The 25,615-nt window shown below is 71.5% G+C and carries 22 protein-coding genes and 1 pseudogene; 18 read left to right on the top strand and 5 right to left on the bottom strand.

All coding sequences use genetic code 11. The features are described from left to right. Nucleotides 1-21: 21 nt before the first annotated feature. The 11 genes from ACIBX3_RS56870 (at nt 22) to ACIBX3_RS56820 (ending at nt 12,505) form a co-directional block, all read left to right on the top strand. Nucleotides 22-765 (top strand): ABC transporter permease, encoded by a 744-nt coding sequence (locus ACIBX3_RS56870; protein WP_397129179.1) that lies wholly within the window; start codon nt 22-24, stop codon nt 763-765. Between the two features lie 738 nt (nt 766-1,503). Beyond that, the gene (locus tag ACIBX3_RS56865) at nt 1,504-2,379 is read left to right on the top strand and encodes an inositol monophosphatase family protein (protein ID WP_397129178.1); all 876 of its coding nucleotides are present in this window, start codon (nt 1,504-1,506) and stop codon (nt 2,377-2,379) included. Nucleotides 2,380-2,577: 198 nt separating this feature from the next. Next, nucleotides 2,578-3,165, top strand: coding sequence for a group II intron maturase-specific domain-containing protein (locus ACIBX3_RS56860; protein ID WP_397129177.1), 588 nt, complete (start codon nt 2,578-2,580; stop codon nt 3,163-3,165). Nucleotides 3,166-3,412: 247 nt separating this feature from the next. Continuing rightward, nucleotides 3,413-4,192, top strand: a complete 780-nt coding sequence (locus ACIBX3_RS56855; RefSeq protein ID WP_397129176.1) for a hypothetical protein — start codon at nt 3,413-3,415, stop codon at nt 4,190-4,192. Nucleotides 4,193-4,316: 124 nt separating this feature from the next. Next, a complete protein-coding gene (locus tag ACIBX3_RS56850; protein WP_397129175.1) occupies nt 4,317-4,976 on the top strand; it encodes a hypothetical protein in 660 nt (219 codons plus the stop codon). 81 nt (nt 4,977-5,057) lie between these two features. Continuing rightward, nucleotides 5,058-6,443 (top strand): DUF4331 domain-containing protein, encoded by a 1,386-nt coding sequence (locus ACIBX3_RS56845; protein ID WP_397129174.1) that lies wholly within the window; start codon nt 5,058-5,060, stop codon nt 6,441-6,443. Nucleotides 6,444-6,455: 12 nt separating this feature from the next. Then, nucleotides 6,456-7,745, top strand: a complete 1,290-nt coding sequence (locus tag ACIBX3_RS56840; RefSeq protein WP_397129173.1) for a tetratricopeptide repeat protein — start codon at nt 6,456-6,458, stop codon at nt 7,743-7,745. Next, a complete protein-coding gene (locus ACIBX3_RS56835; protein ID WP_397129172.1) occupies nt 7,742-9,415 on the top strand; it encodes a High-affinity nickel-transporter in 1,674 nt (557 codons plus the stop codon). The genes ACIBX3_RS56840 and ACIBX3_RS56835 overlap by 4 nt, the downstream gene beginning before the upstream one ends. Nucleotides 9,416-9,961: 546 nt before the next feature. Next, nucleotides 9,962-10,636: a maleylpyruvate isomerase family mycothiol-dependent enzyme gene (locus ACIBX3_RS56830; RefSeq protein WP_397129171.1), complete on the top strand. Its 675-nt coding sequence runs from the start codon at nt 9,962-9,964 to the stop codon at nt 10,634-10,636. 52 nt (nt 10,637-10,688) lie between these two features. Further along, nucleotides 10,689-11,906 (top strand): sensor histidine kinase, encoded by a 1,218-nt coding sequence (locus tag ACIBX3_RS56825; protein ID WP_397129170.1) that lies wholly within the window; start codon nt 10,689-10,691, stop codon nt 11,904-11,906. After that, nucleotides 11,903-12,505, top strand: coding sequence for a DNA-binding response regulator (locus tag ACIBX3_RS56820; RefSeq protein WP_397129169.1), 603 nt, complete (start codon nt 11,903-11,905; stop codon nt 12,503-12,505). The genes ACIBX3_RS56825 and ACIBX3_RS56820 overlap by 4 nt, the downstream gene beginning before the upstream one ends. Before the next feature lie 52 nt (nt 12,506-12,557). Here the strand turns inward: ACIBX3_RS56820 and rpmF are convergent, their stop codons facing one another. Genes rpmF through rpmG form a run of 4 tightly spaced genes read right to left on the bottom strand, consistent with a single transcriptional unit; the run spans nt 12,558 to nt 13,437 of the window. After that, complete coding sequence (gene rpmF, locus ACIBX3_RS56815; RefSeq protein WP_397129211.1) at nt 12,558-12,725, bottom strand: 50S ribosomal protein L32; 168 nt, start codon at nt 12,723-12,725, stop codon at nt 12,558-12,560. Between the two features lie 2 nt (nt 12,726-12,727). Then, a complete protein-coding gene (gene rpsN, locus ACIBX3_RS56810; protein ID WP_397129168.1) occupies nt 12,728-13,027 on the bottom strand; it encodes a 30S ribosomal protein S14 in 300 nt (99 codons plus the stop codon). Beyond that, complete coding sequence (gene rpmB, locus ACIBX3_RS56805) at nt 13,027-13,263, bottom strand: 50S ribosomal protein L28 (protein WP_397129167.1); 237 nt, start codon at nt 13,261-13,263, stop codon at nt 13,027-13,029. Before rpmB ends, rpsN begins: the two co-directional genes overlap by 1 nt. Before the next feature lie 9 nt (nt 13,264-13,272). Next, complete coding sequence (gene rpmG / locus ACIBX3_RS56800; protein ID WP_188196245.1) at nt 13,273-13,437, bottom strand: 50S ribosomal protein L33; 165 nt, start codon at nt 13,435-13,437, stop codon at nt 13,273-13,275. Between the two features lie 72 nt (nt 13,438-13,509). Here rpmG and ACIBX3_RS56795 point away from each other — a divergent pair, with 72 nt between their 5' ends. Next, the gene (locus ACIBX3_RS56795; RefSeq protein WP_397129166.1) at nt 13,510-14,640 is read left to right on the top strand and encodes a CobW family GTP-binding protein; all 1,131 of its coding nucleotides are present in this window, start codon (nt 13,510-13,512) and stop codon (nt 14,638-14,640) included. Then, a pseudogene (rpsR, locus tag ACIBX3_RS56790) lies at nt 14,553-14,796 on the top strand (30S ribosomal protein S18). Before ACIBX3_RS56795 ends, rpsR begins: the two are co-directional and overlap by 88 nt. Here rpsR and ACIBX3_RS56785 read toward each other — a convergent pair. Beyond that, entirely contained in the window at nt 14,758-16,137 is a 1,380-nt protein-coding gene (locus tag ACIBX3_RS56785) for an FAD-dependent monooxygenase (protein ID WP_397129165.1), read from the bottom strand. The pseudogene rpsR and the gene ACIBX3_RS56785 sit on opposite strands and share 39 nt — an antisense overlap. Nucleotides 16,138-16,503: 366 nt before the next feature. Between ACIBX3_RS56785 and ACIBX3_RS56780 the strand changes: the two genes are divergently transcribed. The 5 genes from ACIBX3_RS56780 to ACIBX3_RS56760 all read left to right on the top strand — a co-directional run bounded on the left by ACIBX3_RS56780 (nt 16,504) and on the right by ACIBX3_RS56760 (nt 25,423). Beyond that, nucleotides 16,504-18,618 carry a hypothetical protein gene (locus ACIBX3_RS56780; RefSeq protein ID WP_397129164.1) on the top strand — a complete coding sequence of 705 codons (2,115 nt, stop codon included), beginning with the start codon at nt 16,504-16,506 and terminating at the stop codon, nt 18,616-18,618. Between the two features lie 235 nt (nt 18,619-18,853). After that, nucleotides 18,854-19,060 (top strand): hypothetical protein, encoded by a 207-nt coding sequence (locus ACIBX3_RS56775; protein WP_397129163.1) that lies wholly within the window; start codon nt 18,854-18,856, stop codon nt 19,058-19,060. A 437-nt stretch (nt 19,061-19,497) separates the two neighbouring features. Beyond that, on the top strand, nt 19,498-19,791 hold the full coding sequence (locus ACIBX3_RS56770; RefSeq protein ID WP_397129162.1) for a hypothetical protein: 294 nt from the start codon (nt 19,498-19,500) through the stop codon (nt 19,789-19,791). Between the two features lie 289 nt (nt 19,792-20,080). Beyond that, nucleotides 20,081-21,472, top strand: coding sequence for an FAD-binding oxidoreductase (locus ACIBX3_RS56765; RefSeq protein ID WP_397129161.1), 1,392 nt, complete (start codon nt 20,081-20,083; stop codon nt 21,470-21,472). A gap of 288 nt (nt 21,473-21,760) precedes the next feature. Continuing rightward, nucleotides 21,761-25,423, top strand: coding sequence for a BTAD domain-containing putative transcriptional regulator (locus ACIBX3_RS56760; RefSeq protein ID WP_397129160.1), 3,663 nt, complete (start codon nt 21,761-21,763; stop codon nt 25,421-25,423). The last annotated feature ends 192 nt before the right edge of the window (nt 25,424-25,615 follow it).

The raw sequence follows: 25,615 nt of genomic DNA, 5'->3' as shown, positions 1-25,615 counted from the left end.
GGGCTGCGGGAAACTGCTACGGTGCGTACCTCCTCATTGATCTCCCTCACTTCCTGGCTTCCGATCGTCCTGCTCGTGCTGGTCGCGCTGGGTGCGCTGGTGGCCTGGGCCGGGCACCTGGGCCACGGCAAGGCGGTGGTGACCGCCTGCCTCAGAGCGGCCGTACAGCTCGGCGGCGTGTCCGTGGTGATCTCCTGGGTCATCGCCTACTCGGCGGCCAGCGCGGGATTCATCCTGCTCATGTACGGCGTCGCCACGTTCACCGCCGGGCGCCGCATCGCGGGCGGCCGGGAGCTGTGGCTGGCCGGAGTGCCGATCGCGGCCGGAACCGCGCCGGTGCTGGCCGTCCTGATGACGAGCGGCGCGATCTCCACGGACGGGATCGTCGTCATCCCCGTCGCCGGGATCCTGCTGGGCGGGTGCCTGACCGCCACGACCCTGGCCGGCAGGCGGGCGCTGGACGAGCTGGCCCAGCGCAAGGGCGAGGTGGAGGCGGCCCTCGCGCTGGGGTTCACGCCGCGCGACGCCGCGCTGGAGATCTGCCGTCCGGCGGCCGCCCAGGCGCTGGTGCCCGCGCTGGACCAGACCAGGACCGTGGGGCTGGTCACGCTGCCCGGGGCGTTCGTGGGCATGCTGATCGGCGGGGCGAGCCCGATCGAGGCGGGAGTCGTGCAGCTCGTGGTGCTGGTGGCGCTGCTGGCGGCTGAGGCCGTGGCGATCCTGGTGACGGTGGAGATCGCCGCCCGCGGCGGCTTCACCCGCTGACGGCCGGACTACGCAACGGACGCCATGCATCGTGGGGCAGCCGAGATGGCGGGAAACGCACGCACGGGGCAACCCGGTCGCCCGAGGAGGCGAAGCACACGGGATTGACGGGACGTCTGGTCCGTTCGTAGCGTTTCTACCGCGACCCCGCCAACGTGCAGCAGCGTTTCCTGCGCGACCCGCCACAGCCACGGAGGAGCTTCAGGCATGCCTGAAACAGGCCGGCGCGATACCGACGAGGCGCAGCAGCCTGATTGACGCCTCAGGAAGCCCGCGACGTCCTGGGGAGCCGCGCAGAAATCGGCAGGCGCGCTTAGCCGTCGCCCTGCTCTATGTGATCATGAGCATGCCCATCGACGGGTGGGCTGCCCGAGTCCCCGACGTGCGCCGGCAGGTGGGCGCGGACGACACCCTCTGGGGCTTGGCGAACACCGTGCCGAGCGTCGGAAACATCATCGGGCTCTGCACGATCGCACTCTTGGCAGGGCGCGTCGGTAACCGCCTGCTCGCCGTCGTGGGGCGCAGTGTTGCTGCTCAGCATCCTGGCGGGACGAGTCCGATATGCCAATGGCTAGGTGAAATGCACCCGGCTCGGAGCTGGACAATGCGGCACTGTGGCAGGCACTGATGCTTCCGGGTTGAATCGGTGGCGGAGGAATACCGCGCGGCCTGCTCCCATGAGCCGCCTTCCCATGCGGGCGCGGTCCTCCACCCACCGTGTCAGGGGAAAGGCCGCCGGTGACACACGACGCAGACCTGGCCTTCGCTCACAGGCTCGCCGATCAGGCGCGGGCTCTCGCGCTGCGTCATCTCGCAGCGGTGGTGATACCTGCAGAGACCAAGATCGACGGCAGCGTCGTCACAGAAGCTGATCGGGAGATCGAAACCACGCTGCGCTCAACGATCGGCCGAGAGCGTCCCGGTGATGCGTTCCTCGGTGAAGAATTCGGCGCCTACGGCAGCAGCCAGGGCGCCCGGCGCTGGATCGTGGACGCCATCGACGGAACCGCCAGCTTCCTGGCGGGCGAGCCAGAGTGGAGCACTCTGATCGCTCTCGAAGACCATGGGACCGTGGCGCTGGGACTGGTCTCCGCCCCGGCGCTTCACCGACGCTGGTGGGCCACACCTGGTGGCGGAGCCTGGTCACGCTCCATCGATACGACCGTCGTCACGCCCGAGAAACTGGCGGTCACCACATCCGCAGCCCTCAAGAACGCCGCCGTGGGCATCTGGCCGCCACCACATCGGCTCACGACAGCAGGCAGGACCATCGCCGCAGCGGTGGCCGCCAGAGCCGAACGGGTTCTGCCGCACGTGGATTGGACCCGTACGTCCGTGCCGCCGTTCCCGCCACTCAAGCCGTCGGCGGGCTCAGGAACCTGTCACGGCGCGCTCCTGGTCGCCACCGGCCGGCTGGACGCCTTCCTCCTGCTCGGCGCGGGCCGCTGGGACCTTGCCGCGGCGATCCCCATCGTCGAAGAGGCGGGTGGGGCATTCAGCGAACTAGCCGATGATCTGCTCATCGGCAGCAGCGTCGCCGTGTTCACCAACACCCGCCTGCACGAACAGGTGCTGGATGTGATCCGTTCCAGCTTGACCTGCTCCCCGCCCTGAAGCTTCAGCCCTGGGGTCGTTGACCAAGGCGGGATCTTTATCCCCGCTGCTGGCCAACATCGCCCTGACAGCGCTGGACGAGCACTTCGCCCGGCAATGGCAACAGGAGATGAGCACCTGGCGGCAGCGGAACCGGCGCAGAACCCGAGGCCAGGGCAACTGGAGACTCATCAGATTCGCTGATGACTTCGTCCTGAGGTGTCGGGCGACCGGCACCATGCCGAGGAACTGCGGGAGGAAGCGGCCGGGGTGCTCGCCCCGTCGGGGCTGCGGCTGGCTCCGGACAAGACCCGCGTGGTCCACATCGACGAGGGCTTCGACTTCCTTGGGCACCACATCCGCCGTCTGCGGAAACGAGGAACCTCGAAGTACTACGTCTACACCAAGCCGTCCAAGAAGGCCGTCCAGACGGTCAAGGACAAGGTGTCGGCGAAAACCCACAGGTCAACCCGCAATCAGGATCCGGCCGAGCTGATCCTCAGCCTGAACCGGATGCTGCGGGGATGGGCGAACTACTTCCGGCACGGAGTATCCAAGGCGATCTTCAACGCGATCGACGCCTTCACCTGGGGGCGGTTGATGCGCTGGATCCGCCGCAAATACGCGGGCAAGGCCCGGCTCGGCATGTCCGAGTTCCGACGTCGCTTCTGCGACAGAGGCTGGAGGATCGCTTATCAGGGAGTCGCCTTCACCGGCACATCCAGCGTCTCGGTGAAGCGCTACCGCTATCGCGGCGGCAACATTGCGACCCCATTGACCCCCAACCCGGCAGCTGCTGACAGCTGACCGGCGGGCAAGGCACGTGGAGCGCCCGGTGCGTGGAGACGCGCACGCCGGGTGCGGCGGGCGGGCCGGGGAAACCCACCGTGAGCAGTCACGGCAGGGCGCCCCGGTCCGACCCAACCCGGCACCCCTGGAGATCCTGTCTTGCGTTTTCTTCACTTACCCCTTGTGTTGAGATGACTACTCTAGGTATTCATGGAGGGTGCTGGCCAGCGCTTGTCCGCCGCAACCTCCGTGAAGGAGCAGAAGAATGCGCTTGAAGCGCGTCTCACTCGTCGCCGGCGGCGCCATGGCCGCGCTGCTGCTGTCCGGTCCGGCGGCGCTCGCCGCGGCTCCCCCACCCGGCACTCCCGGAGGCGGGTGCCTGGCCGAAGGCGAGATCGGCCGCTACCTGTCCAAGGAGGGCAGTGCGAAGGCAGGCTTCTCCAGCGAATTCCTCGATGGGCTGAAACGGGCAGGCGTCACGATGGAGGCGATCGAGCCCATCAGGATGGTTGACGGCGGCACGGCCGCCTGGCTGCCGGTCGGCGAGCGCTACGACAACATCGAGACGCCCAGCGGCCGGGTCTGTTACCCCGGCGGCTTCCGGTTCATCAAGGAGTCGACCGGCACGGTCTACGAGATCGACACCTTCTGGGTGCTGTTCGCGGCCGTGGCCGACAGCAAGTTCCTCGCCACCCCGTTCGTCAACGGGAATCCCCGCCTGGGCGGCGAGCTCACCATGGTCAACTTCCGCGTCCCGCCGGCGCTCGCCCCGGGGAACTTCGTCCCGCACAACGGCGGCATCGGTCCGCTCAAGGTCGTCCTGTCCATGGACGCCGTGTGGGCCGACGACCTCAACACCACGCTCGGCACGGACTTCCACGGCGGCCTGCACTGGGCTGACCTGGACATCGCGTGGCGGGGAGCGCCGAGCAGGCCCATCCCGTCCGGCACATCGCTCGGCATGGTCGGGCTCAACGTCGTCGCCAACGCGATCCAGCGCGGCGGGCCCGCGTCGTGGTTCCCGGACCCGCGCAGCGTGTTCTGACCCGCGCCTTCCGCGGACGCCTCTCACGAGGGGGCGCCCGCTCCGCACGCCCGCACAGTCGCGGGTGAATCATCGCAGGTCAGAGCTGGCCTGCAAATCCTCCACCCAGGAAAGGTGATCAGGTATGCGTGTCCTCGTACGCCTCGCCCAAACGCTCGCGCTCGGCTCGGCGCTCTTCCTCGCGGCGCCGGCCTCCCCTGCCGCCGCCGGGCCGTTCCCCCCGATTACGAAAGCGCCGTCCATCGACCCGCCCACCGCCGAATGCTTCAGGCTGCCGTACTTCGGGCCGAAGGGGCACGCGGACTTCGACTTCGGCGACGAGATCGTCAGGCTGATGAACGAGCGCGGCGTGCGCGTCGAAGGCATCGCACCGATGCAGGCCAAGCCCGGCAACAAGGGCATCTACATGCCCATCGGCTGGAAGCAGGACCACATCGACCCGTGCAACGGCGTCTACTACCCGGGCGGATTCACGCTGGTCGACGACACGAGCGGCCACCGGGCCGCCGTCCACGACATCTACCTGCGCCCCGACGGCGCCTACGCGCAGGTCGAGATCGACGGCCAAGGGCAGGGAGAGCAGCTCGTGGCCACGTACAAACTGCATGAGTTCGCTTGGAACGTTCCCACGCCGCGTCCGCTCGAAGGCGGCATCGGGCCCAAGTACTGGCCCTTCTACGCCAGCGCCTACCTGTCGGAGAAGCTCAGGGAGCTCACCGGCATCCAGCTGAACGAGGGCGACTACCTCGCCAACCTCGACGCGGTCGTCCAGTACGTGCCGTGACCCCGCGGACGCCCGCAGTCCCCTGAGAACCACGCGCCCGCGGCCCACGCTGCGGGCGCGCCCCCTGAAGTGAGGAACACGATGCGCCACACCGGAAACCCCGGCAGGTGGACGTGGCTCGCCGTCGCCACCGCCTCGACGGCCGTGCTGGCGGCGACCGTGCTGCTCGGGCCCGCCATGGCCCCCGGCACGGCGACCAGCCACTGGGACGCCCCCCACACGATGGCGAACAAGCAGATCGACGCCGCCGACCTGTACGCCTTCACCAGCCCCGAGAAGCCCGACACCGTCACCGTCATCGCGAACTACGTCCCGTTCCAGTTCGATCACAAGCCCTACCAGTTCGACACGAACGCCCGGTACGAGATCCACGTCGACAACACCGGCACCGGCAAGCCCGCCGTCACCTACCGGTGGACCTTCCGCAACAAAGGCCTGCCGGTGCCCTCGTTCGTCCGCAAGCGCGAGCACCAGGCCGGGCCGTTGGACTCCCTGGTCGAGCAGGGCTTCACGCTGACCCGGCTGCGGCCCGGCCGGCCGGAGGAGACCCTGATCAAGGACGGGTACGTGGCCCCCACCAACATGGGCTCCCTGGTCACGCCCAACTACGGGACGATGCGCCGCAAGGCCGTGCTCGACCTGCCCGGCGGCGGGAAGGTGTTCACCGGCGCCGCAGCCGACCCGTTCTTCAGCGACAACAAGGCGGTCATGCTGCTGCGCTTCGGCCTGCCGTTCCCCGACATCAAGACCGGCGTGCCGATGAACGTCAACTCCATCGCCCTGCAACTGCCCAAGTCGGAGCTGGCGCTCGGCGGCGACCCGGCGGCCAACCCGGTCATCGGCGTCTGGACGACGGCCGCGCGCAAGTCCACCGGCCTGCTCGGCTCCGGCTCGGGGGCCTACAAGCAGGTCTCAAGGCTGGGGAACCCCAACTACAACGAGGTCATCATCCCCAAGAACTCCCGCGACCGCTTCAACGGCACCATGCCAGAGGGCGACGAGAACGGCGGCATGGTCGTCCCCGCCACGCTCGACCCGGAGCAGGCCAAGGTCGTCGCCCCCAGGGCCGGCGCGCCGGCTCCGGCCACACCGCGCAAGGACCTGGAAGAGATCTATCTCACCGGCCTGAGCACCGGGAGTAATGGGCCGATCGATGACGACCTCAACTCCCAGCTCCTCAACCGGGACGTGCCGGGCATCCAGCGGGCCGAGGAACTGCGGCTCAACATGAGCACCCCCGTCGCCGCCAAGCCCCACCAGTACGGCTACCTCGGGGGCGACAAGCAGGGCTACCCCAACGGCCGCCGCCTCACCGACGACGTGGTGACCATCAACCTGCGGATGCTGCTCGGCGAGCCGGCCGGACGCGGCAAGCCCGACGTGGTCGACGAGGACAATCCCACTTTCCTCACCCAGCCCATCACCGACGCCTTCCCGTACCTGGCACTCCCCGGCGTCATCGTCTAAACGGAACGACCCATGACACGCATACGGAGACTCCTGCCCCTGCTGGCCTGCGCGCTGCTGGGCGGCGCGTTGCTGGCCCTGTTCGCTCCCGGCGGCCTGCTGCGCGGGAACGAGCCGCCGCCGCCGCCCGCGGGGCGGTCTCCGGAGGCGTACATCGACCTCGCCCAGGAGCACCTGCGCCGCCACCCGGACGACGCGGCGACCTGGGCGAGCCTCGGCCACGCCTACCTGGAGCAGGCGCGCGGCAGCGGGGACACCGCCTACCACGGCAAGGCGCAAGGGGCCTTCGAACGCTCCCTGCGCCTGTCCCCCGGCGACATCGACGCCGTGATCGGGATGGGGGCGCTGGCCAATGCCAGGCACGATTTCGCCGGGGGTCTGCGCTGGGGTTCGCGGGCCCGGGCGGCGGCGCCGTACCGGTGGCCTTTGTACGGCGTGCTCACCGACGCCTACCTAGAGCTGGGCGACTACGAACGGGCCGAGGCCAGCCTCCGGCGCATGCTCGACGGGCGGCCCGACCTCGCCTCCTTCACCCGCGTCGCCCACGTCGAACACCTGCGTGGGCACGACGACCGCGCGCGGCTGGCGCTGGTGCGGGCCCGCGAGATCGCCGCGAACTCCGTCGAATACGCCTTCTGCCTGTGGCAACTGGGCGAGCTGGCTTGGAGCTCGGGGGACGCGCGGGGTGCCGTCGCCGCCTACGACCAGGCCCTTGCCGCCTCGCCTCAGCATGCGCCGTCGCTGGCGGGCCGGGGCCGCGCCCTGGCCGCGCTGGGCCGTACCGCCGAGGCGCTGCGCGACTACGCCGCCGCCGTGGCCCGCGCGCCTTCGTACGTGGTCGAATACGGCGAACTGCTGGAACACCTCGGTGACCGGGCCGGGGCGGGGCGGCAGTACGCGGTGTTCGCCGCGCAGGAGAAGTTGCTGGCTGCGCGTGGAGTGGGCGACGACCTGGCCGTGGGGCGGTTCGAGGCCGACCACGGTGATCCGGCCGTTGCCGTGCGGCGCCTGCGGGCGGAGTGGAAGCGGCGGCAGAGCGTGGAGGTGGCCGACGCCCTCGGCTGGGCTCTGCACCGCGCGGGCCGCCACGCCGAGGCCGCCACGTACGCCGAGCGCGCCGCCCGGCTTGGCGGGCGCAACGCGCTGTTCGCCTATCACCGGGGCGAGATCGAGCGGGCGCTCGGGCACCGGGACGCCGCGCACGCCTATCTGACCGAGGCCCTGTCCATCAACCCGCACTTCTCGCCCCTCGGAGCGGCCCGCGCCCGCGCCGCCCTCGCCGGATCGGCCCACCCGGTATGATCGCCTCTCAGCGAGTCCGCGCCGCCACGGTTCTGGCCAATGGCGCCCGCACTGCCACAGTCCTGGCCGTCACGGCCTTGGGTGCCGCGGTGCTCGCCGTTCCCGCCGCCTCTGGTGCCCACGTCGCCCAGGCCGCGGCCCCTCGTGCCGACGTCGTCCAAGCCGCCGCCTCCAGGGCCGTCGTCGGTCGATTGAGGCATCCGCTGGGGAACTTCAGCGTCAATCGCTACGACGGGCTGGTGGTCTACCAGGACCGGATCGAGGACGCCGCGATCGTGGACAGCGCCGAGATCCCCACCCTGCAGCAGCGGCAGAACGCCCGGCCGGGCGAGCCGGCGAGCGCGTATGCGCGGCGCGCCTGTGCCGAGCTGAGCGGCGCGGTCCGCGCGGAGGCCGGCGGGCAGCCGCTGGCCTGGCGTGTCACCGAGACGTCCTTCGCCTATCAGCCAGGGGCGGCAGGACTACAGACCAGCAGGCTGACGTGCCGCCTGGCCGCGTCCGTCCGCGTGGACCGGCCGCTCGCCCTCACCTTCGCCAATCACTACAGAGACGACACCGTCGGCTGGCGGGAGATCACCGCGACCGGCCGGGGTGTCCGGATCAGCCAGTCCGACGTGCCCGCGCGGAGCGTGTCGGGCGGGCTGCGCCACTACCCGGCCGACCTGCTCAGCTCGCCGCTCGACATCAGGCAGTCACGGTTCACGGCGGAGCCGGGCACCGGAGAAGACGAGACGGCCGTAGGCGTGCCGGGCGTGGACATGGTCACCCGCTACACCGGCATGCTGGCCGACCGGCTCAACGGACTGCTGAGGAACGACCGGCTGACCGTGCCGCTCGGGCTGCTGGCCCTGCTGCTGTCGCTGGTGCTCGGCGCCGTGCACGCCGCCATGCCGGGCCACGGCAAGACGGTCATGGCCGCGTACCTGGCCGGGCGCGACCGGCGGCTCCGGGACGCCTGCACGGTGGCGGCCACGGTCACGCTGACCCACACGGCAGGGGTGCTGGTGCTCGGTTTGCTGGTCACGGTGACCGCGTCGATCGCAGGGGACGTGGTGCTGGGCTGGCTCGGGTTGATCAGCGGCATCATCATCGCCCTGACCGGCACCGCCTTGCTCCACTCCGCCCTCCGCCCCCGCCACCACGTCCACATCCACACCCACGGCTATGGGGACGTCCAAGCCCACCGCGACGACCACGACCGTGCGGGCGCCCAGCCCAACTACCACGCGGACGCCGAAGCCCAAGCCCACGGCCACGGCCACGGCCAAGCCCAAGGCCACGGCCACGGGCACGGCCACGGCCACGGCCACGGCCACGGCCACGGCCACGGGCACGGGCATGGGCACGGGCACGGGAGTTGGGGGCGGCGTGGGGGTGTGGTGGCGCTGGGCGTTGCGGGTGGGCTGGTGCCGAGTCCGTCGGCGCTGGTGGTGCTCCTGGGGGCGATGGCGCTGGGACGCACCGCGTTCGGCGTGCTGATCGTCCTGTGCTACGGCATCGGCATGGCGCTGACCCTGCTGGCCGCGGCGCTCGCACTACGCAGCCTACGCGACCTCACCCTGACCGGCCGTCTCCACCGCCTGCGCCCCTACACCGCCACCATGACCGCCGCGCTGGTCCTGCTCGTCGGCACGGGTGTCACCGTACGCGCCGTCGCCGCCCTGGTCTGACCGGCCAACCCCGGCCCGCTCAACCGCAGGCATCCCGTTCGCCGAGGCGCCCAGGCTGAGTGTCGAGGCGGCTGAGCAGGAACCCGGCCATCACCGTGCCCCTGATTCTCCTGGGTTGCCTGACATGGCACCTCGCTGGACGCGGGGTGGCTGTGCCCGCCGGAATCGGCTGGGGCCTCGCAACGTGGTGTGTGTTAGACGGCGCCCCTCTTGTGCCATCCCCGTTCTTCGCCGGGATCATCTCCGGGGCACTCATCATCTTGGCAGCGCGGAAGGAAGTTCGGTCGGGAGCGGGCCGAGACCAGGAGATGCACCTCGCGTGATCCAAGCTCGCCCCCGAAGCCGTCCGCCAGGCCGCCAGGCCGCCATCGACAAGCTCACCGCGGACGAATAGTTGCTCACGAGCGACGACTCCGTCCTTCGGCGGGAGTCCTCTTTACCAAGGAGGCAAAGCCGCCCAAGGACCGAGAACGCACGACACCTAGGACTGCGTGACCGCTTGGGCCAGGTGCGGCGAAGTCACGACACGCTAGGAGATCATCCACCATGACCGCCCCAGACCCAGAAGCAGTGCCGCGCCCCAGAACCGCCGTCTGGCCACTGATCCGCGCCGAACGGGCGGTCCTGGCCGACGACCTCGCTCATTTGACCGACGAACAATGGGCGACGCCGTCGCTATGCACCGGGCTGACGGTGCGCGAGGTCCTTGCGCACCTCACCGCGGGGGCGAGCCTCAACTCCGTGCGGTGGCTGGCGGGCGTGATCCGCTGCCGCTTCGACTTCGACGAACAGGTGGCCATGCGGCTGGCCGAGCAATTGGGCGCAACCCCGGCCGAGACGCTGGAGAAGTTCCGCCGCGTTGTCACGAGCACGACCAAACCGCCCCTGCCGGCCATGGCGATGCTCGGCGAGACGATCGTTCACGGCGAGGACATCCGGCGGCCCTTGGGCATCCGCCGCGACTACCCGATAGAGACACTCACCCAGGTGGCCGAGTACTACCATCGCTCCGACCTCGTCGTCGCCGCCAAGAGGCGAATCGGCGGCCTCCGCCTCGTCGCGAACGACGGACGCTTCACCACCGGCTCCGGGCCCCTGGTGGCGGGCACCACCTTGGCCCTGACGATGGCCATGACCGGGCGCACGTCCTACTGCGACGAACTCGAAGGCGACGGTGTGGCGATGCTGCGCGACCGCGCGCGCATCGGCGCGGCCTCCTGAGCCCCCGGATCGCAGGCCACGGGACCGCGTCCGATGCTGCGACAATGGCCGCGTGCGTGACGAGCCGGTGCCCGCAGCCGACCCCAGGGCGGGCCTGACGAGCCTCCGCCGCTACACGTGGTGGACCCTCGTGGGCACCACCGAGTTCTTCCTCATCCTCCTCGTCGGCCGCTGGCTGCTGCGCCCGGACGTGCCGGTCGCGGTCCGGGCGTGCGGTGGGGTCGCCCTGCCCGTCGTCGTGGTGGTCAGCGCGGTGCTGCTGACCCGTCGCCTCGATCGCCCGCCGATTCCCGGCGCGCAGGACGGCGGCACGCCGGTGGGGTGGCTGGCGGCCGGGTGCGGGGCGGCGGTCCTGCTGGGTGCGATCTTGCTCGCCGGCGGCGAGTTCGGGCTGTGGGCGCTGGCGCCGGCGACGATGGCGTCGGTGACCGCGACGTTCCTGCCGGCGGGGCGGCGGTGGTGGCTGATCGCCGTGGCGGCGGCCGGGGCGGCGCTGCCCGGCGGCGTGACCAGTGCTCTGTCCGGCGGTGACGTGCTGTACGCGGCCGCCTTCCCCGCCGGGTTGGTCGCGTTCGTGGCCTGGCTCACGCTCGGCATGATGTGGTCGTGGGACGTCACAGAGCGGCTGAACGAGGCCCGCAGGCTGTCGGCGGAGCTGGCGGTCAAGGACGAGCGGCTGCGCTTCGCCGCCGACCTCCACGATATCCAGGGCCACCATCTGCAGGTGATCGCGCTCAAGAGCGAACTGGCGGCGCGGCTGGCGCAGGCGGACCCGGCGCGGGCGGCCGCGGAGATGGAAGAGGTACGGCGGCTGGCCGCGGACGCGCTGCGCGACACCCGCGCCGTGGTGCAGGGCTATCGCCGCACCAGCCTGGACTCCGAGATCGTCAACGCGACCCGGGTGCTGGCCGCCGCCGGCATCGACGCCTCGACGCAGGTCGAGCCCGCCGGCGTGCGGGCGCTGCCGGACGGCGGGGGGCACCTGCTGGGCCTGGTGATGCGGGAGGCGACCACGAACGTGCTGCGGCACAGCCACGCCCGCCACGCCGAAGTGGACTTCCGCGTCAGCGACGGCTTCGCCCGCCTGCGGGTGGGCAACGACGGCGCGGACGCCACGCCGGACACGGGGACGGGTACGGGGCTGCGTACCCTGGCCGAGCGTTTGCGGGCCGCCGGAGGCGGCCTGACCTGGGAACATGAGGACGACCGCTTCGTCGTGGCGGCCCGGCTTCCGGTCGGGGCGCCCGCGGCGGGCACGGAGGCGCGATGATCCGGTTGCTGATCGCCGACGACGAGGACCTCTTGCGCGGCGCGCTGGCGGCGCTGCTGGGGCTGGAGGAGGATCTCACCGTCGCCGCCGAGGCGTCGACCTCCACCGACGCGGTACGCCTGGCGCGCGAGCACCGGCCGGACATCGCCGTGCTGGATCTGGAGATGCCGCCGGCGGACGGGCTGCGTGCCGCCGAGGAGATCCGCGCCGAGTTGCCCACCCGGATCATCCTGGTGACCCGGCACGCCCGGCCGGGGGTGCTGCGGCGGGCGCTGGCGGCCGGGGTGAGCGGGTTCGTGCCCAAGACCACGCCGGCGTCCAAACTGGCGGAGATCATCCGCGATGTGGCGGGTGGGCGGCGCTACGTCGACCCGGACATCGCCGCCTCGGCGCTGACCGAGAACGACTGCCCGCTGTCGGATCGGGAGCTGGAGGTGCTGCGCGCCTCGCGTTCCGGCGCCTCGATCAAGGAGATCGCCGACCAGGTGCACCTGGCGCCGGGGACGGTACGCAACTACCTGTCGGCGGCCATGGCCAAGCTGGGCGTCGCCTCCCGGCACGCGGCGGCGCACCGGGCCTGGGAGGAGGGCTGGATCTGAGGCGCGCCGGGCACGGACGTCCCGCCGCGCCCGGCGCGGGGCCGGGGATGGGTCAGCGGATCCGGATCAGGCCTCTCTGGTACGCGCGGACGAGGGGGCGCGGCACCAGCAGCTCCCGCCCGTTCACGGTGATCGGCACCAGGTCGGGGACAGCGGCCTTCCACTGGCTGCGGCGGTGGCGGGTGTTGCTGCGGGAGGTCTTGCGCTTGGGTACGGCCACGGTCACCAGCTCGCCTTCGTGACGCCGGGCAGCTCGCCCCGGTGGGCCATCTCGCGGAAGCGCACCCGCGACAGCCCGAACCTGCGCAGGTGCCCACGCGGCCGGCCGTCGATCGAGTCGCGGTTGCGCACCCGGGTGGCGCTGGCGTCGCGCGGCTGGCGGTTCAGCTCGCCTACGGCGTCGGCGCGCTGTTGCGGTGTGCCGGTGCGGATGATCTCCTTCAGCTCGGCCCGCCGTTCGGCGTGGCGCTCCACGACGGCCTTGCGTCGCTCGTTGGCCGCGATCTTGCTCTTCTTGGCCATCAGATCCTCTCCCCCCGCGCCCGGATGCGGGCGACGGCCTGCTCGATGCCGATCTTGTCGACGGTTTTGATCGCCCGGGCGCTGAGGGTCAGCCGGACGAATCGGCCCTCGTTGGGCAGCCAGTAGCGGCGGTGCTGGATGTTGGGGTTCCAGCGGCGCCGGGTGCGCCGGTGGGAGTGGGAGACGTTGTTGCCGAAGACCGGCTTGACGCCGGTGAGCTGGCAGTGGGCGGACATCGGTTCCTCTCATCGCTCCTCGCGGAACGGCACGTGCCGCCGCGCGATCGGGTCGTACTTGCGCAGCGTCAGCCGGTCGGGGTCGTTGCGCCGGTTCTTCGTCGTGACGTACGTGTAGCCGGTCCCGGCGGTCGAGCGGAGCTTGATCACCGGGCGCAGGTCGTTTCTGGCCAATGGGTTCCTTCCGGGTTGCGAAGTTGTGCCATGATAACGACAACGATTTTCATTTTGGCAACTGGAGGTTCGGTGCCCACCCCCGTCGTCCTCGTCGCGGGCCTGCACGGCCCGGCACGCACGGCCGCCGTCGAGCGGCTGCTGGCCGACCATCCCGGCTCGGTCGCCGTCCACCACGATCTCCGCCAGGTCACCGGGGGCCTGGTCCGGCGCACCGTACGCGATGGAGCCGGCGTACGGGACGAGGCGGACGTGCGCCTGGCGCACGGCTGCGTGACCTGCACCGTGCGCGAGGATCTGATCCCGCAGCTGATCAGACTGGCGCCCGCCGCCACGCTGCTGATCGCCGACCTGTGGGACTCGGTGGAGCCGCGCTCGGCGGCTGAGGCCGTCGACTGCGCCGAGGCGCGGGAGGTGCTGCGGCTGACCGGGGTCCTCACCGCGCTGGACGCCGTCGCCATGCCCGAAGACCTGACGTGCGGCGAGCGCCTGGCCGAGGTCGGCAAGATGGCGGCCGCCGGCGACCAGCGCTACCTGGCCGAGGTCCTGGCCCGGCAGATCGAGTACCCGACCGCCCTGGTGCTGCACGGCGGCGACGACGGCGACCAGGAGCTGTCGCGTGCGGTGCTGTCCCACCTGGCCCCTGTCACGCCGGTCCACCCGGTCACCGCCCTGCCGCCCGTCACCGGCGCCGCCGTGTGCGCGGCCGAGCTGGCCGAACGCGTCGAGCCCGGCACCGCCTGGCTGCCCTGCGACGCCCAGACCGACGAGATCATCACCATGGTGTGGCGCGAGCGCCGGCCGCTGCACCCGGGCCGGCTGTTCGAGGCCGTGGACGAGCTGGTCACCGAGTCCGTACGCTCGCGCGGCCGCTTCTGGCTGGCCACCCGCCCCGGCCGGATGCTGGCCTGGGACGCCGTGGCCGGGATCGTCTCGGTCGAGGACGCCGGGCCGTGGCTGGCCGCGCTGCCGGGCGCGGCATGGGACCTGATCTCGCCGACGCGCCGTCTGGCCGCCTCCCTGGACTGGGACGCCGAGTGCGGCGACCGCGTCCAGCATTTGGTCTTCACCGGCCCCGACCTGGACACCGGCCGGCTGCGCACGCTGCTGGACTCGTGCCTGCTCACCGAGCGCGAGGAGCGCGACGGCCGGCGCCTCGACGACCCGTTCGCCCCCATCCTCGACCTGAAGGAGATCGCATGACCCGGGGCGAGATCCGCAGCCGCCGGGTCACGGGCGTCGCAGCAGCAGCAGCAGCGGCAGCCGGCCAAGGCCGTCAAGGCCGCCCGCGAGATGGCCCTGCTCCCCTACGCCACCCGCTCAGACCATGGCCAGGTAGCCGGCGAGCTCGTTGGATGAGTCGGTGGCGATCCCGACATATCCGTCCGGCCGGATGAGGGTGTGACGCACGCTGCCGTACGGCTCTGCGGGGGCGTACGCCCGCACCTGCGGGCCGTCCGGCACCCTGGGCGCGGGATCCGGCGAGAGCAGCGTGAAGTGCGGGCCCCGCAGCAGGTCGAACATGCGCGCCCGGCAGCCGTCGGCCAGGAGCAGCGGCCCGTCGGGCACCCGATCCCCGCCATCGCGGGCCAGCGAAGCGCCCCTGTAGCCGACCTGCAACTGGTAGGTCTCCTCATCGCGCTTGTAGGTCTTCTTGTCGTGCAGGCCGGTGCTGAGGCCCAGCACGCGAGCCGCGATCGGGCGGCGTTCCTCCTCATAGGTGTCCAGCAGCGACCGCGGCGCTCCGGCGAGCACGCGCGCGAGTTTCCAGCCCAGGTTGTAGGCGTCCTGCACACCAGTGTTGAGGCCCTGCCCGCCTGCGGGCGAATGCGCGTGGACGGCGTCTCCGGCCAGGAAGACACGACCGTCCCGGTACCTGTCGGCCAGCCGGATGTTGACCCGGTAGAGGGAGGACCACAGCAACTCGGTGATGCGCACCCCGCGCAGCATCGACCGCTCAGCAAAGACCCTCTGAAAGCCGGACAGCGTCAGATCCGGCGTCACGCCCGGCTTGAGCGGCGCGAGCACCTGGAAGGTGTCGGTGCCGGCCATCGGATACAGCGCCACCATGCCCCTGCCCGGCCGGACCCAGACGTGAATGTGGTCTCGGCCGAGCCCCTCGACACGTACGTCGCCAAGCGCCATACGCTCCTCCTCGCGGGTCTCGCCGGCGAAACCGACGCCGAGCGCCTTGCGCACGAAGCTTCTGCCACCATCGGCCCCGACCAGGTAGTCGGCCCGCACCGTCACCCCCGTGCCCAGCCTGGCCGTCACGCCTTGCGCGTCCTGCTCGAAGCCGGTCAGCTCCGCGCCGTACTCCACCTTCCCGCCCAGCTCTGCCAGCCGTTCACGCAGGACCTCCTCGGTGCGCCACTGCGGATGCATCACCACCATCGGGTACGGCACGGCGTCCGTCGCCGCGGCGGGTTTGTGCATACGCCCCTGATACACCGCCACCCTGCCGATCCGTACCCGCAACGGCGGATAAACCGTCGCGGACGCCAGCACGCGGTCGATCATTCCTAGGTCGTCGAAGATCTCCTGCGTGCGGGGCTGCAACCCCTTGCCCTTCGAACCGAGGGAGGGCTCCGGCGCCCGTTCCACGACGCGGTGGCCGATCCCGCGCCTGGCCAGTTCTGCCGCGAGCGTGAGCCCCGTGGGCCCGCTACCGACGATGAGCACGTTCGTCTTCTCAGTCATGACCCGACCGTGCCAGGCCGCGCTGCCATATCTCTGTCACGCTCTGCCGGAACCGTCGTACAGCGTCCATACCCTGCTCTCGCGCTCTTCGAGAGCTTCCTCAAAGGCGGGAGAAACATGTACTCGGCTGCACAGATCTGGCATGAGGGTGACCCGCCTGGTCGCCGAGCACCATCGCGCGTGAAGCTACTCGGGCCGCAAGGATCAGCGCAACCGTCCAGTACACGGACCTGATCCCCGCCCACACGGGGCCTCGCCGCGCCAGTGCAGCGCCAGCCATGCGCCAAGACACACCCCAAGATCTGATGATGATCGTACGCCGGAAAGACGCGGCATACCCGCTCGCACCGGCTATAGGGTGCGCTCGTGGACAATCTTGAAGCCCTCGTCATCGCCCGTCGGCTGCGCGTCCCCATCGGCGACGCCCCTGCCGGCTCCCACCCGGGCTGGGGAGAGGTGGCCGCCCGCCAGCTTGACGCCGCGCTGCTGAGCGTCGGTTTCAAGTGCTCGGCGGCTCTGCTTGAGCGCTTGGCGAGGTTGCGCGGGGAGACGGTAGTCGATCTCGGCGTGCGGGTCCTGGCCGCCGTTCGCGAGCTCGTGGGCGACCACGTGCAGCACAACGCCTACTTCATCAACTTCCCTCGCAACGTGCCCGACACCGTGGAGTTCTGGGCCGGTCTGCTTCGGGAGTCGCTGCTCGACCCGGTCGCCGCCACACGCGTCCAGCCGGCGACGCTCAACCTGCTCGACCTGCCCGGCTATGGCCGTTACCAGCACACCTACGCCGACCTGCTGGCCGCGCACGCCGAGCTCATTCCGCTGGCCGGCGACCGGGTGACCGTGCTGGAACCGGGCGGGAGCCTGGAGTCGGAGGCGCGCGAGCTCTACTTCTCGCTGGCGGGCTCGGAAGTGCCGCTGTCCGCCGAGGACCTGGCGGCCCTGCGGACCCTGGCCGCGTTCTGCACCGACGAGCCGGACCGCATCCCGGTGCGCGAGAACCGTGCGGTCGTCAACCAGGTGCGCCTGGCCGCGGGCCGGCCGCTGCTCGTGGACACGGTGACCGACGTGCTGCGGCTCGCCTGTGGCTGCTCCGACGGCGACGTCACGCTGGCGACCCCCACCCGGTTCCGTTCGTTCCGCCGGGCAGAGCGCCGCGCGCTCCTGCAGGCCCTGGACGCCATCGCGACCTCGGCCAAACTCGGCGACGTGCCGCGGCACCGGGAGCAGTGGAAGCGGCTCGGCGAGAGGTTGCACCCTGGCGAGTACCCGCGCTTCCCGCGTGCGGCTCACGTCTTCGAGGTGGCCCGTGGGGTGCGCGAGGCCCGCGGACTGGACAGCCGGGTGGAGGCGGCCCTGTCAGCGGGCCGTACCGGCGATGCGGTCGCGCTGCTGGAGAAGACGCCCGGCGCGCTGTTGCGCCGCCTCGATCACATGCTGCGCACCGCAACCGCCCCCACGGCCGTGCTGGAGGCCGCAGAGAAGGCCGTGGCGGGCGCCTCCGGCCGCGTCCTGCTGTCGTTGCGGGAGCACCTGCAGAACCGGCTCGCCCCGGCCTCCGGCCGTGTTTTCGCCAACCGGCACGGCCGGGCGTGGACGACGCCTGACGCCCGCTCCCCGCTCGAGGAGAACATCCTGTCGCGTGCCGTGGTCATCCTCGACGAGGAGATCACCCGGCGCCTGCCCGACCCCGGCGAGCTGATCATCGATCCCGAGATGCTCGACGTCGCCCTGCCGCTGTCCGGCAAGGCCGTCGCGCCCGGGCTGGGCACTCTGCCGCGCGGCTCGCTGTCGGCGGTGGACGGCGAGCTGCTGCGGTTCTTCGTCCACTGGCGCCAGGCCGAGCGGCGCACCGACTACGACCTGTCGGCGCTGATGCTCGACGCCTCCTACGGCAATCCTGAGCACGTCTCGTGGACGAACTACGGCAACGACTTCGCCGAATACTCCGGAGACCTCACCGACGCCGCTGAGGGCGCAAGCGAGTTCATCAACATCAGGCTCGCTCAGGCGACCCGGTCGATCCTCATCCCGCAGGTCCACATCTACGCCGGCGAGGCGTTCGACGAGGCGGAGGAGGCGTTCTTCGGGTTCATGAGCGGGGACGCCGAGCAGGAGGGCCGCCCGTTCGAGCCTCGCACAGTGCGGATGAAGTCCGACCTGCGTGGTGCGGGCCGCGTCGCGCTGCCGCTGGTCTTCCTGCGCGGCAACGACGGCGTCTGGCGGGCGAAGTGGCTGCACCTCTACCTGAAGGGGCACCCTGGCTTCAACCAGGTGGAGGGCAATCGCGTCACGGCTTCCCGTCTGGTGCGCTCGATCGTCGAACGTGACCACCTGCGGGTCCGGTATCTGGCTGACCTGCTGGCGCAGAAGGGTTCGGAAGGTGAGCACATCACGTACATCGGTCTGCAGGCGCCGGCCGATCTGCCGGAGGGCGCCCGGGTGTACACGCCGTCGACGCTGCACGAGTTGATCCCCGCCTGATAGTGTCGAGACGCGAGGCCATGGGAGGGCTTCCTTCTCCTCTTCTTTTGAAAAGAATCTCTAGTCTTCCCGCTTTCCTCGCACGCTGGTCGTGAGGCCATTCGGCAGCTTCCTTCTCCTGGTTCGATTCCAGGCAGGCCCGCAGGGCCTGCTAGGTCATCTAGCTGCCGAGCCTTCCTCGCGGTCGGCCGTCCATCTGCCGGATCGCGGCCGCGAGTGCGGTGAGCGCGGCAGGATGCGTCTCGCGGCACCGACGCTGCGCGCGTCGATCGTCGATGCGCTGCTGGACTTGGGCGACGAACCCACACCCCCCGACGCCGTGCCGTACGCCGAGATCCCCGGCGCGTACGAGCTGATCACACCGACCTTCCGCACGCTCTACACCCACGGCCCGGACAATCCAGATCATGTATCGGTATGGGTACTCCACATCAACACCTGAGCGACGGAAGGCGTTGAGAGCATCCAGGGTCGCGGCGCGGTCGCGGTCTGCGGCCCGGTGCCGCACTTGCTCGTTGCGGGCCAGGTCCTGCCACAGTCGTACCTGCTCCGGCGTGGGCGCGTGTTCGAACTTCCGGCCTCCCGTGCGGGCGACGCCGCCGTCGGCCAGCAGGCGGCCGGTCGCGTGCGCCTCCCGTAAAGCCGCCGCCGCCTGATCGATCATCTCGCCCACGGAGCACAAATCAAGGATGCCTCCACTGAGATGCTTGATGGCCATGCCGAGACTCTGCTGCGGGGACAAGGCGTGCCCCAGCGTGACCACGTCGGAGGGACGCTCGCCATCATCGCGGAGAGGCTGAGCCCCGCTCGCACCGCGAACGGGACACCAGCGAGCCGCACCCACATGTCTCCGCCCAGGTCCTCGAATCGCTCGCCCGCGTGCTTCGACTCGACGACGACGCGACGGCCTTCCTGCTCCGCCTCGGCGCCGACAGACCCCGGCGGCCCCGGCGCCGTCCCCGGAAGGAGACCGTCCCCGCGGGCGTCGCCAAGCTTGTCGCCATGCTGCCGCTGCCCGCGTACGTCGCCGCGGGCATGGTCGCCGGCTTCCGCGAGTCCGTCGGCACCGACACGGACGACCCCCGCTACATCGAGCTCGTCGGCGAGCTCCGCCTCGCCAGTCCCCTCTTCAGCCGCCTCCGGGCCCCGGCACCGACAACGCCGACGAACTAACCCTCCTCGCCTCCGTCACCCAGACACCGGCTGCGCGCCAAGGTACGACCACCAGCCACCAGGGCGCCAGAGCGGCGGCTCGGTAGGAGGGCGGCCACCTGAACCCGGTGGTGCCGCGCATCCTCCACCTCATCCATGAGCGCCGTCCAGGGCAAGTCAGGCACCGGCCGCACGAGCCGGCGCAGGCGTGTCCCATCGGCACGGATGCAGCTGGTACGTCGTCTGCAAGTCGGCGGCAAGTCTGGTCCGGCACGGTGATTCCTTGAGCCGAACGCCGACAGGAGGCACCATGGCGATCGAACCACCGCGACGACACGTTGCCGAGTCGCTGCGCGGCCTCTGCGGTGGCGCGGTGCTGCTGCCCGGCGACCACGGCTACGACGCGGCGAGGGCGGCCGGGAACCTCACTCTCCACCAGCGGCCGGCCGCCGTCGCCTATCCAGTCGACCATGCCGAGGTCGCCGACGTGGTGCGGGCCGGGGCGCAGGCAGGGCTCCGGGTCGCGCCACAGGGCACCGGTCACAACGCCGGGCCACTCGGCGACCTTCACGACGTCATCGTCCTGCGCACATCGGGGATGATGCGGGTCGCCGTCGACGCCGGCGCCACCCGTGCCCGCGTACAGGCGGGCGCGCGATGGGCTGACGCGGTGGAGGTCGCCGGGGCGCACGGCCTCGTCCCGCTGCACGGCGACGCCCCCACCGTCGGCATCGTCGGCTACTCCCTCGGCGGTGGCATCGGCTGGTACGCCCGTGCGTTCGGCCAGCAGTCCACCAGCATCATCGCGGCCGAGCTGGTCACGGCTGACGGCGTGCTGGTACGCGCAGACGCACACCACGATCCGGACCTCTTCTGGGCGCTGCGGGGCGGCGGCGGCAACTTCGGCGTCGTCACCGCGCTGGAGTTCGCGCTCTACCCGGTCCGCGAGGCGTACGCGGGCATGCTCGCCTGGGACTGGCGGCAGACCGGGCAGGTGCTCGACCGGTGGGCCCGGTGGGCCGCCGACGCGCCCGAGACGGTCACCACGTCGTTCCGGATCCAGCAGGTCCCGTCGCACGCCTCGGTGCCCGGGCGGCTTCGGGGCAGGCGGCTCGCCGCCATCGAGGGCGCGGTCCTCGGTGACGGCACGCGGGCGTCGGCGTTGCTCGCGCCGCTGCGCGAACTGCGCCCCGAGATCGACACGTTCGCCACCATGCCCGCGACCTCAGTCATCCAGTTGTCGGCGTACCGTGGTGAGCCGGCACCGGTTGTCGCCGACTCGATGGTGCTGTCCGAACTGCCTCCCGCCGCTGTCGAGAGGTTCGTCGACGCCGCCGGCCCGGGCTCCGGGTCGCCCCTCTGGCTGGCTGAGCTGCGCCAGCTCGGCGGCGCGCTGTCCCGGCCGCACCCGGATGGCGGCGCCCTGTCCTCCCTGGACGGCCAGTTCCTGCTCCAGGCCGCGACGGTCGCGGACACGCCGCAGGCGCAGGCACAGGGGCTCGTCCGTACCCGCGGCGTCATCTCCGCGATGGCGCCGTACGCGACCGGGTCCCGGTACCTCAACTTCGCGACCCGGCCGGTCGACGTCAGCACCGGTTACCACCCGGACGCCTGGAAACGCATGCAGGACGTACGCGCCGCCGTCGACCCGAACCAGCTCTTCGTCGCCAACCATTCCGTCCCCCCGGCGAAGCCGGTCTGAGCCGGTTGTTCGGGTGGTGCGCGTGCGCTGCGGTGATCGCCGCTCCGCACGTGCTCCCAGCCTGGCCGTGGCTTCCACCGGCACCCCGGCCTGGTGGGTCCGCCGGTTCGTGGACACGCGCCTTGACGTTCAGTCACATGTTGCAGCGATCTGTCGACGCTGGGTGTTCCTGCCTATATCGTACCTTCGTATCAGCGCAGGCCACGAACCGCGCGGAAGGGACGAACCATGCGGCCGGGCGGGCAAAACCCCACAAACGACGCTACCGGCCGATCAGGTCTTCACGGCGTGGACCTGAGCACGCTGCGGATCACGGTGCTGGGCGACGTAACCGCCACGCGGCAGGGCACCGCGCTCGACGTCGGCGGCCGCCGCCAGCGTGCGGTGCTGGCCCTCCTGGTGCTGGCCCGTGGTGACGCCATGCCCGCCGATCGATTGATCGACTCGTTGTGGGGCCAGCAGCCCCCCGCGGGCGCCGCAGGCAACCTCCAGTCCTACATCTCCCGGCTGCGGCGGCAGCTGGAGCCGGGCGCCGCCAGGCGATCGCGAGGCTCCGTGATCGTGAGCAGAGGGCCGGGGTACGCGCTGTCGGTCGGGCCGGACACCGTCGATGCGTGGCGGTTCGAGCAGTTGATGCGCCAGGCGTCCGCCAACGGCGATCCTGCCGGCGCCGTGACGGCGCTGACCGAGGCGTTGGCGTTGTGGCGAGGGCCGGCACTCGCCGAGTACACCGGCGAACCGTGGGCCCAAGCCGAGGTGAACCGTCTCACCGAGCTGCGTGAGGTGGCCGGCGAGCAGTTGCTCGCGGCCCGCATGGAGCAGGGCGAAGCCGCCGTGGTGGTGCCCGAGGCCGAGGCGATGGTCGCCGAGCAGCCGTTGCGGGAGGAGCGGTGGCGGTTGCTCGCGCTGGCCCTGTACCGGTCGCACCGGCAAGGCGACGCGCTCGGGGCGCTGCGGCGCGCCCGGCAGGTGCTCTCCGACGAGCTCGGCGTCGACCCTGGGCCGGCGCTGCGTGCCCTGGAGGCGGAGGTGCTGGTGCAGTCGCCGGCGTTGCAGCTCACCACCCTGCGTGCGCCGGCCACCCGTGCGGGGGCATCCGCTCCGGCTCCGGCTCCGGTGCAGCTGCCGGCTGCCGCCCCGGCCACGGGCGACCTGGTCGACCGGGGCCGCGAGCTGGTGGAGCTGACCGGCTGCCTGGAGGAGGCGCTGGAGGGGCAGGCCCGGGTGGTGTTCGTCGAGGGCCCGGCGGGCATCGGCAAGACCCGCCTGCTGGCCGAGGCCCGTCGCCTGGCCGCCGACCGCGGCTTCCGGATCTTCACCGCGCGGGGCAGCCAGCTGGAGAAGGAGTACGGCTTCGGCGCGGTGCGGCAACTCCTCGAGCCCACCGTGGCCGCCGCGACGCGGGAGGGTCCGGCTGTGCTGGCCGGCGCGGCGGCGTCGGCGGCCACGGTCTTCGACGTGGCCGCCGCCGAGCCGCCGTACGGGGACGGTTCCCTGGCGGTCCTGCACGGCTTGTACTGGTTGACGGTCAACCTGGCCTCCGATGGACCGCTCATCGTCGCGATCGACGACCTGCAGTGGTGCGACAGCGCGTCGCTGCGCTTCCTGGCCTACCTCGTACGCCGGATCGAGGGTCTGCCCATCCTGGTCGTCGCCACCCTGCGCACCGGGGAACCGCATGCCGATCAGGACCTGCTGGCCGAGCTCGCCCACGATCCCATCACGGTGTCGATCCGGCCGGCCCCTCTCAGCGTCGCCGGGGTCACCGACCTGGTCCGGGACCGGCTCGGAGGGTCAGCGGACGACACCTTCGCAGCGGCCTGCCATCGGACCACATCGGGCAACCCGCTGCTGGTGCGACAACTGTTGCGCGCACTGCAGAGCGAGGGCGTACGGCCTATCGCGGCCCACGTCGACACGGTGACCGCGATCGGCTCGCGCGCGATCTCCAGCTTGGTCCTGATGCGGCTGGCGCGGCTGCCGCGGACGAGCGCGGCCGTGGCCCGCGCCGTCGCGGTCCTCGGCGACCGGGCCGCGCTGCCGGAGGTGAGCGCGCTGGCCGATATCGCCGAGGCCGAAACGGTGGCCGCGGTGGCCGCACTGGCGCGAGCCGAGGTGCTGCGCGACGACTACCCGCTGGGCTTCGTCCACCCGCTGGTCGCCGACGCCATCTACCGGGATCTGCCCCCCGGCGAACGCCAGCTGCACCACGAACGTGCGGCCCGGCTGCTCGACAAGGCCGGCGCCGCGGCCGAGCAGGTCGCCGCCCACCTGCTCCAGGTTCCGCAGCGCGGCGACAGCTGGGTAGTGGGCATCCTGCGCCGCGCGGCGGCCACGGCCGCCGGCCGCGGGGCCTCCCACGCCGCGGCGACCTACCTCGCTCGCGCGGTCGCCGAGCCCCCGGACCCGGCCGACAGAGCTGACGTGCTGCTGGAACTGGGCATGACGGAGGCCCTGACCGACATCCCCACGGCGATAGGGCACCTCCGCGAGGCCTATCACCTGCTGCGCGACCCCGTGCGGCGGGCCACGACCGCGCAGATGCTCACCCGGACCCTCGTGTTCGGCGGCGCGCCGGGCGAGGCGGTGACGTTCGCCCGGCGCGCCGCCGAAAACCTCCCCGGCAACCTGCTCGACGAGCGGCAGGGGCTGCTGGCGGTCGAGCGGTGTGGCGGCTTCATGCACGACGTCGACCCGGCGATCTGGCGGCGCGGCGCCGAGCCGGAGATCGTCGGCGAGGGCCCGGGCGCGCGGATGCTCGCCGCCGCGCTGGCCTGGGAGACCTTCATCGACGGGATGGACCGTGACAAGGCCGTACGGCTCGCGCGGTTCGCGCTCGCCGACGGGATCCTGGAGGACGCCGACCCGTGGTGGCTGTGGGCGGTGGCGGCCATGGTGCTGCACCTGGCGGACGTGGATACCGCGAGCTTCTGGGACAACGCGCTTGCCCGGGCCTACGGGCAGGGTTCGCTGTCCGCCGTCCTGACCGCTCACCTGTGGCGCGGGCACCAGCAGTGGGCGCGTGGTGACCTTCGGGAGGCGCAGGAAGGCGTGATCACAGCGAGCGAACAGGCGGAGGGCTGGGCGTCAGGCGGGTATGCCAACGCGTACGGGGCCGCGTACGGCCTGCGCGTCCTCGTCGACCGCGGGGACGTCGTCGGCGCCCTGGACCTGCTGGTTCAGGTGAGTGGGCCGTTGCCGCGCGGCGACGGCGGCCGGCTGCTCGGCGAGGCGCGTGCCGTCGTCCTGACGGCGGAGGGTCGCTACGCCGAAGCGCTCACCGCCCTGGACGAGATCAAGGACTGGAACACCTGTGTGGTCAACCCGGCCTGGCGGCCCTGGCGATCGTTGCGCGCCCAGGCACTGGCCGGGCTCGGCCGCCGAGCCGAGGCCGTCCGGCTGGTCGAGGAGGAGCTGGTGCTCGCCCGTGCGTGGGGTGCGCCGAGCGTGGTCGGCCGCACCCTCCGGCTGCTGGGCCAACTGCGCGGCGCAGACGGGGCGGCCGAACTGCGGGAGGCGGTCGAGGCGCTCGCCGGCAGTATCGCCCGGCTGGAGTACGCCCACGCCATGTACGCCCTGGCCACGCACCTATCGCCCGGCGAGGCGGTGCCGGTGCTGCGCCAGGCCGCGGAGATCGCCGGACGGTGTGGAGCGAACGGGCTGTACCAGCAGATCGAATCGGCCCTGGCGCGCGCCGGGGTGACGCTCTCCCCGCTGGCGGCCTCTGCCGCCTTGACCGCCACCGAGCGGCGGATACTGGCCAGGCATCTTGACGGGGAGGACGAGCGGCAGATCGCCGACGCGCTCTTCCTCACCACCCGGTCGGTGCGGACCACGCTGCACGCCGTCCGGGAGCGGCTGGGTGCGACCTCCCTCGCGGGCCTGAGACAAGCCCTCGACACCGACCCGGCACCATCTCGTCTCGCAGCGAGGTCACCTGCCCCAGGTTGACGCGGACGAGCTCCGTCGGCGGAAAAGCGGAGGCCTCGGCGATGGCGTCCGGACCCGCCCGCGTCGGCAAGCCTCACGACGAGGCTGCGCACCGTCTGCGCGGTCATCAGGGCGGCGTAACGGCCTCCGTAGGCCAGAAGCCGGTCGTGAGTGCCCCGCTCGACGATGCGGCCGCCGCGGCGGCCTGCTTGG

It is taken from the genome of Nonomuraea sp. NPDC049480 (assembly GCF_044465905.1).
In the GTDB taxonomy this organism is placed as follows: Bacteria; Actinomycetota; Actinomycetes; order Streptosporangiales; family Streptosporangiaceae; genus Nonomuraea.
Note: the sequence above shows the minus strand (reverse complement) of the source record. Positions and strands in the feature narration are given on the sequence as shown.

Bases quoted from the DNA above. Each gene is read 5' to 3' on its own strand.
- ACIBX3_RS56855 (WP_397129176.1), top strand. From the start codon at position 3,413: ATGCGCTTGAAGCGCGTCTCACTCGTCGCCGGCGGCGCCATGGCCGCG.
- ACIBX3_RS56850 (WP_397129175.1), top strand. From the start codon at position 4,317: ATGCGTGTCCTCGTACGCCTCGCCCAAACGCTCGCGCTCGGCTCGGCG.
- ACIBX3_RS56845 (WP_397129174.1), top strand. From the start codon at position 5,058: ATGCGCCACACCGGAAACCCCGGCAGGTGGACGTGGCTCGCCGTCGCC.
- ACIBX3_RS56840 (WP_397129173.1), top strand. From the start codon at position 6,456: ATGACACGCATACGGAGACTCCTGCCCCTGCTGGCCTGCGCGCTGCTG.
- ACIBX3_RS56835 (WP_397129172.1), top strand. From the start codon at position 7,742: ATGATCGCCTCTCAGCGAGTCCGCGCCGCCACGGTTCTGGCCAATGGC.
- ACIBX3_RS56830 (WP_397129171.1), top strand. From the start codon at position 9,962: ATGACCGCCCCAGACCCAGAAGCAGTGCCGCGCCCCAGAACCGCCGTC.
- ACIBX3_RS56820 (WP_397129169.1), top strand. From the start codon at position 11,903: ATGATCCGGTTGCTGATCGCCGACGACGAGGACCTCTTGCGCGGCGCG.
- rpsN (WP_397129168.1), bottom strand. From the start codon at position 13,027: ATGGCCAAGAAGAGCAAGATCGCGGCCAACGAGCGACGCAAGGCCGTC.
- rpmB (WP_397129167.1), bottom strand. From the start codon at position 13,263: ATGTCCGCCCACTGCCAGCTCACCGGCGTCAAGCCGGTCTTCGGCAAC.
- ACIBX3_RS56785 (WP_397129165.1), bottom strand. From the start codon at position 16,137: ATGACTGAGAAGACGAACGTGCTCATCGTCGGTAGCGGGCCCACGGGG.
- ACIBX3_RS56775 (WP_397129163.1), top strand. From the start codon at position 18,854: ATGCGTCTCGCGGCACCGACGCTGCGCGCGTCGATCGTCGATGCGCTG.
- ACIBX3_RS56765 (WP_397129161.1), top strand. From the start codon at position 20,081: ATGGCGATCGAACCACCGCGACGACACGTTGCCGAGTCGCTGCGCGGC.